Below are 14,056 nucleotides of genomic sequence, written 5' to 3'. Positions count from 1 at the left end.
GGGAGTCACCGGCCCCGGCGCGGAAGGTGGATGCCCCCGTGCTCGCGAAGTCGCTCGGCCTCCTCCTCGAAGCCCTCGTCGGACGGCGTGACGAGCTCGTCCTCGCCGGTCCTGGGGTCGTAGTGGTGGAGCAGGACGGGCTCGAAGAGGCGAAGGTGGTACGCGAAGGCGAACGAGACGACCAGGAGCAGGACGAAGATGGCGATGCGCGGGACCGTGTCGACCTGCGTCATCACCAGCGAGCCCACGCACAGAAGCGCGGTCCAGGCATACATGAGCAGGACCGCCTGCCGCTGGTCGAAGCCCTCCGCCATGAGGCGGTGGTGTATGTGGCCGCGGTCGGCGTGGCCGATGCTCACGTGGCCGCGCAGGCGACGGACGATGGCCGAGAACGTGTCGATGATGGGGACGGCGGCGATGACGAGCGGGACGATGATCGTCGTGAGGCCGGCGAACCTCGTCACCGAGAGCAGCGAAACCGTCCCGAGCGCAAAGCCCAGGGTGAGGGCGCCGGAGTCGCCCATGAAGACGGAGGCGGGGTGGAAGTTGTACCTGAGGAACCCGAGCGAGGAGCCGGCGACGGCGATGGAGAGTGCGGCGGCGTCGAGGCGCCCGGCCTGCACGGAGAGGACGAACATCGTGAGGCTCGCGATGGTGGAGATCCCCGCGGCGAGCCCGTCGAGCCCGTCGATCAGGTTGATGATGTTCGTGTAGGCAACGAGGTAGACCACCGTGACGGGGTACGCGAGCCAGCCGAGGCTTATGTGGGCGCCCCCGAACGGGTTGGAGATGTTGCCGATGACGAGGCCGCCAGCGACGGCGATGACCGCCGCGAGCACCTGGCCGCCCAGCTTCTGGAGCGGGGTCAGCGAGTACCGGTCATCGAGGAGCCCCGTGACAAAGATCACGAGGAAGGAGAGGACGAGCATCCAGTAGTTGACCTCGAGGAGCGGCGAGGGAACCAGGACGATGGGCCAGTGGAAGAAGGTCGTGCCCACGTACTGCACCACGAAGGCGGCCACGATGCCGCAGAAGATGGCGATGCCGCCCATGCGGGGAATGGGCTTCTTGTTGATGCGGCGGGCACTGGGGTAGTCGACGGCGCCCACGCGCACGGCGATGTGCCGGGCGAGCGGAGTCGTGGCGAGCGACGCGAGCAGGGCGGCGCAAAAGAGGCATAGGTAGGGTATCCAGCTCGGAACCACCTTGCTCCCTTCCCTCCCAAACGCACGTACACTCCCACTTTTGCCGAGTTAGGCACGCAAGTCAAGACTGGTGTTTTCTGTTCACAGACCTATAGTTGGGCTGTCGTTCCCCTGCGGGCAAACTGGGTGAACCGACAAGCGTTACTTGGGAGTCCGATATCTCGTGTTCAGTACGGAGATTCCCCGTTGCTGGGAAAGCCGGAACGCGCGATGGGGACACCCACCTTCTGAGAGGTGGGTTCATTGACGCACCGCAGGGGGCGACTTTTTGTGTCGTCGTTGACAAGCGCGCGGCGGATTGCCACAATATCCCACGCACCATTTCCGGGGACGTAGCTCAGCTGGGAGAGCGCTGCCTTCGCAAGGCAGAGGCCGGGGGTTCGAATCCCCTCGTCTCCACCATATGACTCGCAGGCGGGCGTCCTTCTCGGACGTCCGCTTTTCTCTTTTTCTGATTAACGCACAGAATCAAGCACAACAATCTATATCCGCAGGTGGAAATAACGCACATGTACGATTTTGTGCGTTATTTGGGGCGGCGGCCCTCACGCCCTCACGCGTAGGCGCCGCGCAGCGAGTACCAGCCGCACGCCTCCCCCACCACGAGCGGCACGTCGAAGAGGTCGCTCATGACCTCGCTCGTGAGCAGGTCCGCCTTGGCGCCGTCGGCGAAGACCTCGGCGTCCTTGATGAGCAGCACGCGCTCGATCTCGGGGATGATGTCCTCGGGGTAGTGGGTCACGAGCACGACCGAGCGCCCCTCGGCGGCGAGCGTGCCCATGGTCCTGCGCACGTGGTACATGCCCTCCGGGTCGAGGCCCGTGCACGGCTCGTCGAAGATCAGCACCTGCGGGTCGCGCACGAGCTCGCGCGCCACGAGGACACGGCGCACCTGGCCGGTGGAGAGCGTCATGACGTCGCGGCCGGCAAGCTCGGCGATGCCCAGCCGCTCGAGGGCGTCGGCGGCGAGCGCACGGTCCTTGTCGCCCACCTCGCCGCGAAGCGGGACGCCCAGCGTGCCGAAGAGGCCTCCTACCACGATATCCATGACCGGCAGGTGCACGCGCACCTGGTCGTGCATCGTGGAGCTCACGATGCCGAGCGTGCGCTTGATGTCGGCGAGCTGCGGGCGGGCCGCGCCGCGAAAGCGCACCGGCGGCTCCTCGCGCCACAGGGGGAAGACCTCGCGGGTGAGCAGCTGTATGAACGTCGACTTGCCCGCGCCGTTGGGGCCGAGAAGGGCCACGTGCTCGCCCTCGGCGAGGCTGAAGTCCGAGACGTGCAGGATGGTCTTGCCGCCGCGCACCACGCTCGCGTCATGGATCTGGAAGAGCGGGGTCGTCTGCTCCGCGTCGCTCATGGGACTCCCTCCTTCGGACGGCGCCCGATGCGCGCCGCAAGGATTACTATAGGTAAATCGCGCCGCGGCGCGGCCAGCCGTCACAAAGGAGTTTCACATGGCAGAGATGCTCACGCTCGAGGCCTTCGAGGAGGCGTCCGAGAAGGTCCGCGAGGTCACGCTCGAGACCAAGCTCGTGGAGAGCCCGCACTTCTCGGCGAGCACGGGCAACCGCGTGTGGCTCAAGCCCGAGAACATGCAGCGCACGGGTGCCTACAAGGTGCGCGGCGCCTACTACAAGATCTCGACCCTCTCGCCCGAGGAGCTGGGGCGCGGCATCGTCACCGCGAGCGCCGGCAACCACGCCCAGGGCGTGGCCTTCGCAGCCACGCGAGCCGGCGCGCGCTCCGTGGTGGTGATGCCCGAGACCACGCCGCTCATCAAGGTCGAGCGCACCAAGCACTACGGCGCCGAGGTCGTGCTCCACGGCGACGTCTATGACGAGGCGTGCGACGAGGCGATGCGGCTTGCCGAGGAGGAGGGCTACACCTTCATCCACCCGTTCAACGACCCGTGCGTCTCCACCGGCCAGGGCACGATCGCCATGGAGGTCGTCCAGGAGCTGCCGCTCGTGGACACGATTTTCGTGCCGGTGGGCGGCGGCGGCCTGGCCTGCGGCGTGGCGACCTTCGCCAAGCTCTACAACCCCAAGATCCGCGTCATCGGTGTGGAGCCCGAAGGCGCGCCCTCGCTCACGGCCGCGCTCGAGGCGGGGCACCCCGTGAAGATCCCGGGTGCCAACACGATCGCGGACGGCACGGCCGTGCTCGAGGTGGGCGACCAGGTCTTCCCGTACCTGCAGGCCAACCTCGACGACGTCATGACGGTCCCCGACGACGAGCTCGTGGTGGCGTTTCTCGACATGGTCGAGAACCACAAGATGGTCGTCGAGAACTCCGGCCTGCTCACGGTGGCCGCGCTCAAGCACCTGCCGGCCGAGAACAAGCGCGTGGTCTCCATCCTCTCCGGCGGCAACATGGACGTCATCACGATGAGCTCGGTGGTGCAGCACGGCCTCATCATGCGCGACCGCATCTTCACCGTGAGCGTTCTGCTCCCCGACCGCCCCGGCATGCTCGTGCGCGTGGCCTCCACCATCGCGGAGCAGAACGGCAACGTCATCAAGCTCGAGCACAACCAGTTCGTCTCGACCAACCGCAACGCCGCCGTGGAGCTGCGCGTCACGATCGAGGCCTTTGGCACTGAGCACAAGCACCAGATCGTGGAGGCGCTCAAGGCCGCCGGCCTCACCCCCACCCTCGTCCAGACCTCGCTGTGAGACAACGGGGGCAGGCTCGTTTGTCTCATTCAGAGTTCGTTGCCGAACGGAGGCACTCGCATGGATACCGCGCATCTTGACGCGCTGCCCGAGGCGCGCGCGAACTTCTCCTTTGACCTGGCGAACGGCGAAAAGGTCATCTTTGCCGCACCCCTCTCCTGCTTTGGTACGGAGGATGACACCTTCCTCGGCGGGAGCCAGTCAAAGCTCTGCCTCACGAACCGTCGCCTCGTCGCAAACAACACCGTCGGCCTGTGGACCGCGGACCTCGCGGACGACGTCGTCGGCGCCGAGCTCGTCAAGCGCGGCGGGTTCCTCTCGAACGCGGTCGTCCGCGTTGACCTCGCGCGTGAGCTCGTCTACGGCGGCGCCCGAGACGGGCAGGGCACGCTGCGCGGCTTCCGCTTCTACCTCAAGCCAAAGGACGGCGCGCGCCTAGCCGAGCTCCTGTGCTGCTAGCGCCGCGGGCGTCGGCTGTCTGGTCGTCAAGGGGGACCCATGGGACTGCTTTCCAACCTGTTCGGACGCAAGGGCGAGAAGACCTACCGCTGGAAGCCGCTGCGCTGCATGCCGGGCGACATCGTCGACCTCATGCGCGAGTGTGAGCGCATCGAGGCGCCCATCGTGAGTCTCGAGGTCGAGTACGACGGGATGCGGCAGCTCGTCGGCATGAGCTCGGACTTTGAGCGGGACCGCGGCTTCTTTGACACCGTCTGGTACGTGGACGACGACGAGTACCCCAGCCTCGACGCCTTTCTCGCCAACGCCACCCTGGGCGGGCGGCGCTTCTCGGACATTTCCGAGCCCGTGCAGGTCATTCGCGACCTCGAGATCGGCGACCCGCGCGGCAACGTCCTCCTCGCCCAGCGCGAGCTCTGAATGTGACAAAGGGACTGTCCCTTCGTCTCACCGCTCGCGGGCGAAACATGACCGCTCACGGGCGATTACCCGCCGGAAACACGCGCCGCGTAGAGTGTCCCCACTGAGCAAATGCGATGACAGGGCCAGTACGGGCCGCATTCGTCCCACAGCGAGCGGGCAGCGTGAGAACCCGCGTCGGACGGCCCCGAAGACTCCCTCGAGCAGCTCGCGAGAACCTCCGCGCGGTCGCCGGGCCACCCCCGCCAACGCGCCGAGAAGTACCGCGCGCCGGCGGCCACCGTGACGGCTTCGAGGTTCAGCGCCTCGCATTTCTCACACCGACAAGAGAAAGCGAGGGGGAACGTGGAACTGAGAAGCGACGCAATCAAGCGGGGCCTGGCGCGCGCGCCGCACCGCAGCCTTCTGGCGGCCGACGGCCTCACCGACGAGGAGCTCGACCGCCCGCTCGTGGCCGTGGTCTCCGCCCAGAACGAGGTCATCCCCGGGCACCTCCACCTCCAGCAGATCGCCGACGCCGTCAAGGCAGGCATCCGCATGGCGGGCGGCACCCCGCTGCAGGTCAACACCATCGGCGTGTGCGACGGCATCGCGATGAACCACGAGGGCATGCACTACAGCCTCACCAGCCGCGAGGTCATCGCGGACTCCGTGGAGTGCGCCGTCCAGGGCCACCAGTTCGACGCGATGGTCCTCATCCCCTCCTGCGACAAGATCGTCCCCGGCATGCTCATCGCCGCGGCGCGCCTGGACATCCCCACGATGCTCGTCTCCGGCGGCCCCATGCTCGCCGGGCGCGGGCGCGACGGCAGCCAGACCGACCTCAACTCCCTCTTCGACGCCGTGGGCCAGGTCACCGCCGGCACCATGACCGAGGAGGAGTGCTCCTGGCTCGAGAAGACCGCCTGTCCCACCTGCGGCTCCTGCTCCGGCATGTTCACCGCCAACTCCATCTGCTGCCTCGCCGAGGCCCTGGGCATCGCGCTTCCCGGAAACGGCACCGTGCCCGCCGTCTACTCCGAGCGCATCCGCCTGGCCAAGCAGACCGGCATGAGGGTCATGGAGCTGGTCGAGAAGAACCTCACCGCCCGCCAGATCATCAACGAGCGCGCCATCCACAACGGCATGGTGCTCGACATGGCCTTCGGCGGCTCCACCAACACGATGCTGCACCTCACGGCCATCGCGCAGGCCGCCGGCTGCCCCGTCACGATGGACGACTGGGACCGCGCCAGCGCCGAGACGCCCAACATCGTGCGCATCGCGCCGGCCGGCCCGCTCCACATCCAGGACCTGAACGACGTGGGCGGCGTCTCCGCCATCATCGGCGAGCTCGGTCGCACCGGGCACCTCGACATGGACGCCCTCACCTGCCACGGCACCATGGCCGAGTGGGTCGCGGCGTGCCCGCCCGTGGACGGCGAGGTCGTCCGCGGCGTGGACGACGCCTACTCCCCCGACGGCGGTCTCAAGGTCATGCGCGGCAACCTCGCGCCTGACTGCGGCGTGGTCAAGAAGAGCGCCGTCGCGCCCGAGATGTGGCGGCACTCCGGCCCCGCGCGCGTCTTCGACTCCGAGGAGGAGGCCTGCAGGGCGATCTTCGGCGGGACGATAAACCCGGGCGACGTGGTGGTCATCCGCTACGAGGGCCCGGCGGGCGGCCCGGGCATGCGCGAGATGCTCACCCCCACCTCCGCCATCTGCGGCATGGGACTCGCGAGCTCGGTGGCCCTCATCACCGACGGGCGCTTCTCCGGCGCCTCCAAGGGCCCGTGCATCGGCCACGTCTCCCCCGAGGCCGCGGCCGGCGGCCCGATCGCGCTCGTCCGCGAGGGCGACGTCATCGACATCGACATCCAGGCGGGCACGCTCGAGCTTCGCGTCGGCGAGGAGGAGCTCGCCGAGCGCCGCGCCGCATGGGAGCCGCCGGCGCCCAAGTACACCACGGGAGTCCTCTCCCGCTACGCAAAGCTGGTCACGAGCGCAGACAAGGGGGCGTACCTCTCATGATCACCGTCGAGGAGAAGATCGCCCGGCGCCAGCGCGCCATCGAGGGGCGTCCGTTTGGCCCGGGCAGCCACACCGAGCACGAGGGCAAGACCATGACCGGGGCGCAGGCCATCATCGCCAGCCTCGAGGCCGAGGGCGTGGATACCATCTTTGGCTACCCCGGTGGCCAGGCCATCAAGATCTATGACGCCCTCTACGACTCCAAGAAGATCCACCATGTGCTCGCCCGTCACGAGCAGGGCGCGACGCACATGGCCGACGGCTACGCACGCGCCACGGGCAAGGTGGGCGTGGTTCTCGTCACCTCCGGCCCCGGCGCCACCAACACCGTGACCGGCATCGCCACCGCCTACATGGACTCCGTGCCCATGGTCGTCATCACGGGCCAGGTCACGCGCGGCGTCATCGGCACGGACGCCTTCCAGGAGTCCGACATCGTGGGCATCACGATGCCCATCGTGAAGCACAGCTTCCTCCTGCAGTCCACCGACGAGCTCACCAAGACCTTCCGCGAGGCCTTCTACATCGCCTCGACCGGCCGCCCGGGCCCCGTCCTCATCGACATCCCGAGCGACCTCTCCGGCTCCGAGATGGTCTTCCACTACCCGGACAGCGTCAACATCCCGAGCTACCGACCCACCTACAAGGGCAATGCGAAGCAGGTCAAGCAGGCTGCCGAGATCATCTGCCGGGCGGAGCGACCGCTCATCATGGCCGGCGGCGGCATCGTGGCGTCCCACGCCTGCCCCGAGCTCGTCGAGCTCGCCGAGCGCATGCAGATCCCCGTGGTCACGACCCTCATGGGCAAGGCGGCCATCCCCTGCTCCAACCCGCTCAACCTCGGCCCCGTGGGCATGCACGGCTCCAAGTACGCCAACATGGCGGTCACCGAGTCCGACCTCATCATCGCCTGCGGCGCGCGCTTCTCGGACCGCGTGACCGGCAAGGTCTCCGAGTTCGCCCCGCACGCCAAGATCATCCACATCGACATCGACCCCGCCGAGATCGGCAAGATCGTGAACCCGGACGTTCCGATCGTCGGCGACGTCAAGGTGGTGCTCGCCGCCATCAACGAGCGCCTGGCCAAGATGGACGCCCGGCCCGTCTGCGAGGCATGGCGCGACGAGGTCTTTGAGTGGCGCGAGCGCTGGCCGTTCTACACCTCCGACTTCGCCGACTACGAGGGCAAGATCGCCCCGGAAGTCGTGCTCGAGCACCTCTCCGACAAGCTCGACCCGCACGCCTCGATCGTCACCACCGAGGTCGGCCAGCACCAGATGTGGGCCCTGCAGAACATCCACCGCGAGCATGCGCGCACCTTCATCTCCTCCGGCGGCCTCGGCACGATGGGCTTTGGCTTCCCCGCCGCCATCGGCGCCAAGATCGGCTGCCCCGACGAGCAGGTCGTCTGCATCGCCGGCGACGGCTCGTTCCAGATGAACAGCCAGGAGATGGCCACCGCCAAGATCAACAACGTGCCGGTCAAGGTCCTCATCGTCGACAACCGCGCGCTCGGCATGGTCCACCAGTGGCAGCACCTCTTCTACAACGACCGCTTCTCGTTCACCGAGCTCGCCGACAACCCCGACTTCGTGAAGCTCGCCGACGCCTACGGCTGGCGCTCGAGGCGCATCACCAAGCCCGAGGAGATCGACGACGCGCTCGACGAGATGCTCGCCTCCGACGAGCCCTACCTGCTCGACGTCATGATCCCGGCCGCCCAGACCGTCTACCCGATGGTCGCCCCCGGCGCCCCGATCGACGACATCATCGGCGCGCTCGACGTCACGCTCGGTGGCGTCCGCGTCACCGAGAAGGGCTTCGGCGAGGGCGGCCGCCCGCGCGTGAAGCCGTCGCACGAAGGAGTTGATGAGTGATGAACTACCTGCTCTCGGTTCTCGTTGAGAACAAGCCGGGCGTGCTCTCCCGCGTCACGGGCCTCATCAGCCGCCGCGGCTTCAACATCGAATCGCTCACCGTCGCCCCCACTGAGGACGAGACCCTCTCCCGCATGACGATCATCGTCGAGGCCGACGAGGTCGGCTTCGAGCAGATCACCAAGCAGCTGCACAAGCTCGTCTCGGTCTACAAGATCTCCGACCTCACCTACGAGGAGGCCGTCGAGCGCGAGCTCGTGCTCTTCAAGGTGCAGTCCTCGCCGGAGCGCCGCCACGAGGTCATCGAGATCGCCAACGTCTTCCGCGCCAAGGTCGTCGACGTGGGCAAGAACACGCTCACGATCGAGGCCACCGGCACCGCGAGCAAGCTCGACGCGATGGAGGACCTCTTCCGCAGCTACGGCATCAAGCAGCTCACGCGCACCGGCAAGATCGCCATGTCGCGCGGCGCGCAATGATACAAAGGGACAGTCCCTTCGTATCATCCTAGGTACATACGGCCCCACAAGCAAAGGAGAAGAACATGGCCGTCGACATCTATTACGAGAAGGACGTGGACCCGAGCGTCATCCAGGGCAAGAAGGTCGCCATCATCGGCTACGGCTCCCAGGGCCACGCCCACGCGCTGAACCTCCTGGACTCCGGCGTTGACGTCCGCGTTGGCCTGCGCGAGGGCTCCAAGTCCGCCCAGGCCGCCCAGGAGGCCGGCCTCAAGGTCATGAGCATGGACGACGCCGCCGAGGAGGCCGACGTCATCATGATGCTCGTCCCCGACGAGACCCAGCCCAAGGTCTACGAGGAGCACGTCGCTGCGCACCTCAAGGCCGGCGACACCCTCGCCTTCGCCCACGGCTTCAACATCCACTACGGCTACATCAAGGCCCCCGAGGACGTCAACGTCATCATGTGCGCGCCCAAGGGCCCGGGCCACATCGTGCGCCGCCAGTACACCGAGGGCTCCGGCGTGCCCGACCTCGCCTGCGTCTACCAGGACGCCACCGGTGACGCCTGGGACATCGTGCTCTCCTACTGCTGGGGCGTCGGCGGCGCCCGCTCCGGCATCATCAAGGCCACCTTCAAGGAGGAGACCGAGGAGGACCTCTTTGGCGAGCAGGCGGTTCTGTGCGGCGGCCTCGTGGAGCTCGTGAAGGCCGGCTTTGAGACCCTGACCGAGGCGGGCTACCCCGAGGAGCTGGCCTACTTCGAGGTCTACCACGAGATGAAGATGATCGTCGACCTCATGTACGAGTCCGGCATCCACTTCATGAACTACTCGATCTCCAACACCGCCGAGTACGGCGAGTACTACGCCGGCCCGCAGGTCATCAACGCCGAGTCCCGTGAGGCCATGAAGCGCATCCTAGCCCGCATCCAGGACGGCAGCTTCGCGCAGGAGTTCGTCGACGACTGCAACAACGGCCACAAGTGGCTGCTCGAGAAGCGCGAGGAGATCAACACCCACCCGATCGAGAAGACCGGCGAGAAGATCCGCTCCATGTTCTCCTGGATCAAGAAGGACTAGCGAGAAGAACGTCCTTCTCGGCACGAAAAACGGGGTCCGGCGCCGTGGCGTCGGGCCCCGTTTCCAGTCGCGTCGCGAGAAGGGAAGGCAAGGCGCGACGTGACGCCCGCTAGCACTCGAGGTTCAGAGCGCTCTCGCGGTCGAAGAGGTGCATGGAGCCCCCGGAGAACGTGAAGGAGAGCGTGCTGCCCACCTGGATGTCAGAGGGGCGACGCCCGTCCTCCTCGACGTTCTGGAGGATGATGATGCTGTCCTTGCCGTCGACGCTCACGTGCAGGTAGACGGAGGACCCCATCATCTCGGTCGTCTCGACCGTGCCGGTGAGCGAGGTGTCGCCCGCCTCTGCGAGCTCGATGTTCTCGGGTCGCACGCCGAGGGTGATGTCCTGGGTGTCGACGTCGCGAGCAGCGAGGCGCGCGCACTTCTCGGGAGACACGGGAACGGAGATGCCGTCGAGCTCCACGCGGTACGTCTCGCCGTCGCGCACGAGCCGAGCGTCGTAGAAGTTCATCTGCGGCACGCCGATGAAGCCGGCCACGAAGACGTTGGCCGGGGAGTCGTAGACCTCCTGCGGGGTGCCGATCTGCTGCACCATGCCGTCCTTCATGACCACGATGCGGTCGCCGAGCGTCATGGCCTCGGTCTGGTCGTGCGTGACATAGATGAAGGTCGTGTCGATGCGCTGGCGCAGCTTGATGATCTCGGAGCGCATCTGGTTGCGCAGCTTGGCGTCGAGGTTGGAGAGCGGCTCGTCCATGAGCAGCACCTTGGGCTCGCGGACGATGGCGCGGCCGATGGCCACGCGCTGGCGCTGGCCGCCCGAGAGCGCCTTGGGCTTGCGGTCGAGAAGGGCCGTGATGCCCAGGATCTGCGCCGCCTCCTCCACGCGCCGGTTCATCTCGTCCTTGGGCACCTTACGGAGCTTCAGAGGGTACTCCATGTTGCCGCGAACCGTCTTGTGCGGGTAGAGGGCGTAGTTCTGGAACACCATCGCGATGTCGCGGTCACGCGGCATGACGTCGTTGACGAGCCTGCCGTCGATGTAGATCTCGCCGCGCGTGATCTCCTCGAGGCCGGCCACCATGCGCAGCATGGTGGACTTGCCGCAGCCGGAGGGGCCGACGAGGACGATGAACTCGCCGTCCGCGATCTCGAGGTTGAAGTCCTCGACCGCGAGCACGCCCTCCTCGGTCACCTTGAGGTTGGCGTTGCCCTTCTTGGCCCTATGCCTCCCGCCGCCCGCGGCGGGATAGACCTTCTCGACGTGCTTGATGGATACCTGCGCCATGTGCGCTCCCTCCCTATCGATTTCCGGCTGCCGGGGCCCTGTCGCAGAGCTCCATCTGTCGGCGCAGCCTCTGCGCGAGCTCGGGCGTCGCGTAGTGCGCCGGTGCCCGCCACTTCCAGTTCTGACCCACCGTGGAGGGCACGTTCATCCGAGCCTCTCCCCCCAGGCGGAGGATGTCCTGCATCTGAACGATCGCGGTGTCGGCGACGGAGGACCAGATGCCCCGCATCATGCCCCAGCCCTCGCCCTCGCGCTCGTTGAGCCCGAGATAGTCACGCGCGCGGGACGCGTCGTCGGGGCTTGCCGCAGAGAGCCACCCGAGCGCCGTGTCGTTGTCATGCGTTCCCACATACGCCACGCAGTCGCGCGGGTAGGAGTGCGGCAGGTAGACGCTCCCCGACCCGTCGACGCTGTCGAAGGCGAACTCGAGGACCCGCATCCCCGGCAGGCCCGTCTCCTCGCGCAGGCGCGCGACGGAGTCCGTGAGGTAGCCCAGGTCCTCGGCGACCAGGCGCTCGGTCCCGCAGGTCTCGCGCAGCCGCTCGAAGAGCGCCGTTCCCGGGCCCTCCCGCCAGCGTCCCTCGCGCGCGTCCGGGGCGCCGAAGGGAATCGAGTAGTACGAGTCGAACCCCCTGAAGTGGTCGATGCGCAGGATGTCGTACAGCCTCAACTGGTACGTGATGCGCTCGACCCACCACGAGAAGCCGTCCTCGGCCATGCGCTCCCAGTCGTAGAGCGGGTTTCCCCAGAGCTGGCCCCCGGCGGCGAAGCCGTCGGGCGGGCATCCCGCGACCTCGGTGGGAAGGAGACGCTCGTCGAGCTGGAACTGCTCGGGGCTTGCCCACACGTCCGCGCTGTCAGGAGCGACGTAGATGGGAATGTCCCCCATGAGCAGGATGCCGGCGCTCGCCGCGTACTCCCTGAGACGGTCCCACTGCCGGAAGAACAGGCACTGGACCGCCTTCCAGAAGTCGACCCTCTCGGCAAGGCGTCGGCGCGCCTCGTCCAGGGCTGCGGGCTCACGCCGACGCAGCCCGTCGACCCAGGAGGTCCATGGGGCGCCGTCGCGAGAGTCCTTGATCGCCATGAAGAGGGCGTAGTCCTCGAGCCACGCCGACTCGCGCGCGCAGAACGACGCGAGCTCGGCGGCGCGAGACTCCCGAAGTCGGGCGCAGGCGCGCTCCAGGACCGGGAGCCGCCCGAGAAAGAGCTCCCCGTAGTCCACGGAGAGCGGGTCGTCGCCCCAGCTGACCCCCTCGTACTCCGAGCGTTCGAGCAGTCCCTCGGCGGCGAGCTCGTCGAGGTCAATCAGGTACGGGTTGCCCGCGTACGTCGAGAAGACCTGATAGGGCGAGTCGCCGAACCCCGTGGGGCCGATCGGGAGGATCTGCCAGACCGTCTGACCCGACTCGACGAGGAAGTCGACGAACTCGCGGGCGGCGGCACCCATCGTGCCGACGCCCCACGGGGACGGCAGCGACGTGACAGGCATGAGCACTCCGGCGCGTCTCATGACCTCTCCCCCTTCGCGCAGACGTCGGCCGTGGCCGAGGCGGGCGCGAGGGAGAGCACGCTCTCCCTGCGCAGCAGCCTAAACGGAACGGACTCGTGCACGGCGCCGGCCCCCTCGCCACGGGCGGCGGCGATAAGGGACTCCACCCCCCTGCGGGCGAGAAGCCCAGCGTCCTGGCGCACCGTCGTGAGGCGCGGCACGCTGTACTGAGAGACGTCCACGCCGTCAAAGCCGACGAGCGAGATGTCAAGGGGCACACGGAGGCCGCGGTCGGTTGCCGCGCGCAGCGCCCCGAGGGCGATCACGTCACCGAAGGCAAAGATCGCGGTGAGGTCGTCCGCACGCTCGAGCAGGCGCATGGCCGCCTCGTAGCCCGCCCCCATGGAGAAGCGGCAGGGCTCGTACCAGCGATCGACGTCAAAGTGCGCGCCATGCGACTCGAACGCCCGGACGACGCCGGCCAGTCGATGCTCCGACACCTCGCTCACCTTGCGGTTGCCGCCCAGCACGCCGATGCGCCGGTGGCCGCACTCCCAGAGGTGGTCGATGACGCTTCCCGCCGCCTCCACGTCGTCGGTCGAGAAGCTCGAGAGGCCCTTGAGCCCCCAGTCCTCGGCGGTGTTGGTGAGAAGCACGCACGGGGCCTCGATCTGGCCGAACCCCTCCCTGAAGTTGCTGGGGTCTCCGCCTAGGAAGAGGAAGCCCTTGGGGTGCCTGATCCTGTCGAGGTGGACGGCACGCGCCACCTCGTCGGCGTCCTCGTCGACGAAGTGGACGCGCACCTCCTCGTCAGCCTCGGCGAAGAGCCCCTCGGCCTTCTCGATGATGTCGTTGAAGAGCAGGTTCTGCATTCCCTTGACCATGATGGCGAACGAGGCCCTGCTCCTCGTCTTGAGATGGCGGGCGTTGGTGTTGGGCTCGTAGCCCACCTCCCTGACGACCGCGAGGACGCGCTCGCGCGCACGGTCGCTGACGCCGGGGTGGTCGTTGAGCACACGGGAGACGGTGCCCACGCTGTAGCCGGAGAGCCGTGCGATGTCCCTGATGTCCACGACGCCCCCTC

12 protein-coding genes and 1 tRNA gene are annotated in these 14,056 nt (G+C 67.5%); 8 read left to right on the top strand and 5 right to left on the bottom strand.

The features are described from left to right. Positions 1-5: 5 nt before the first annotated feature. Positions 6-1,205, bottom strand: coding sequence for an MraY family glycosyltransferase (locus B5F73_RS00825; RefSeq protein WP_087225000.1), 1,200 nt, complete (start codon positions 1,203-1,205; stop codon positions 6-8). Positions 1,206-1,531: 326 nt separating this feature from the next. Here B5F73_RS00825 and B5F73_RS00820 point away from each other — a divergent pair. Further along, positions 1,532-1,607, top strand: a tRNA-Ala gene (locus B5F73_RS00820). Between the two features lie 151 nt (positions 1,608-1,758). On the opposite strand, the gene B5F73_RS00815 is transcribed toward B5F73_RS00820, so the two are convergent. After that, positions 1,759-2,565 carry an ATP-binding cassette domain-containing protein gene (locus B5F73_RS00815; RefSeq protein ID WP_087224997.1) on the bottom strand — a complete coding sequence of 269 codons (807 nt, stop codon included), beginning with the start codon at positions 2,563-2,565 and terminating at the stop codon, positions 1,759-1,761. Positions 2,566-2,662: 97 nt separating this feature from the next. Between B5F73_RS00815 and ilvA the strand changes: the two genes are divergently transcribed. The 7 genes from ilvA to ilvC all read left to right on the top strand — a co-directional run bounded on the left by ilvA (position 2,663) and on the right by ilvC (position 10,192). Then, positions 2,663-3,883, top strand: coding sequence for a threonine ammonia-lyase (gene ilvA / locus B5F73_RS00810; RefSeq protein ID WP_087224994.1), 1,221 nt, complete (start codon positions 2,663-2,665; stop codon positions 3,881-3,883). A 60-nt stretch (positions 3,884-3,943) separates the two neighbouring features. After that, positions 3,944-4,342 (top strand): hypothetical protein, encoded by a 399-nt coding sequence (locus tag B5F73_RS00805; RefSeq protein ID WP_087224991.1) that lies wholly within the window; start codon positions 3,944-3,946, stop codon positions 4,340-4,342. Between the two features lie 39 nt (positions 4,343-4,381). Beyond that, complete coding sequence (locus tag B5F73_RS00800) at positions 4,382-4,762, top strand: hypothetical protein (protein ID WP_087224988.1); 381 nt, start codon at positions 4,382-4,384, stop codon at positions 4,760-4,762. A 345-nt stretch (positions 4,763-5,107) separates the two neighbouring features. Further along, positions 5,108-6,772: a dihydroxy-acid dehydratase gene (gene ilvD, locus B5F73_RS00795; RefSeq protein WP_087224985.1), complete on the top strand. Its 1,665-nt coding sequence runs from the start codon at positions 5,108-5,110 to the stop codon at positions 6,770-6,772. Then, complete coding sequence (gene ilvB, locus B5F73_RS00790) at positions 6,769-8,649, top strand: biosynthetic-type acetolactate synthase large subunit (RefSeq protein WP_087224982.1); 1,881 nt, start codon at positions 6,769-6,771, stop codon at positions 8,647-8,649. Before ilvD ends, ilvB begins: the two co-directional genes overlap by 4 nt. Further along, complete coding sequence (ilvN, locus tag B5F73_RS00785; RefSeq protein WP_343224967.1) at positions 8,646-9,128, top strand: acetolactate synthase small subunit; 483 nt, start codon at positions 8,646-8,648, stop codon at positions 9,126-9,128. The genes ilvB and ilvN overlap by 4 nt, the downstream gene beginning before the upstream one ends. Positions 9,129-9,193: 65 nt before the next feature. After that, a complete protein-coding gene (gene ilvC / locus B5F73_RS00780; RefSeq protein WP_087224976.1) occupies positions 9,194-10,192 on the top strand; it encodes a ketol-acid reductoisomerase in 999 nt (332 codons plus the stop codon). Positions 10,193-10,301: 109 nt separating this feature from the next. Here ilvC and ugpC read toward each other — a convergent pair whose 3' ends face one another. From ugpC to B5F73_RS00765, 3 genes are read right to left on the bottom strand one after another with little or no spacing between them, the layout of a single operon-like run. Beyond that, on the bottom strand, positions 10,302-11,480 hold the full coding sequence (gene ugpC / locus B5F73_RS00775; protein WP_087224973.1) for a sn-glycerol-3-phosphate ABC transporter ATP-binding protein UgpC: 1,179 nt from the start codon (positions 11,478-11,480) through the stop codon (positions 10,302-10,304). 13 nt (positions 11,481-11,493) lie between these two features. Continuing rightward, a complete protein-coding gene (gene malQ / locus B5F73_RS00770; protein WP_087224970.1) occupies positions 11,494-12,993 on the bottom strand; it encodes a 4-alpha-glucanotransferase in 1,500 nt (499 codons plus the stop codon). Next, positions 12,990-14,045 (bottom strand): LacI family DNA-binding transcriptional regulator, encoded by a 1,056-nt coding sequence (locus B5F73_RS00765; RefSeq protein WP_087224967.1) that lies wholly within the window; start codon positions 14,043-14,045, stop codon positions 12,990-12,992. Before B5F73_RS00765 ends, malQ begins: the two co-directional genes overlap by 4 nt. Positions 14,046-14,056: the final 11 nt, after the last annotated feature.

Origin of the sequence: Olsenella sp. An270 (genome assembly GCF_002159735.1) — a bacterium.
Classification (GTDB): domain Bacteria; phylum Actinomycetota; class Coriobacteriia; order Coriobacteriales; family Atopobiaceae; genus Thermophilibacter.
The sequence above is the reverse complement of the archived record's forward strand: the minus strand, read 5'-3'. Positions and strand labels throughout refer to the sequence as shown.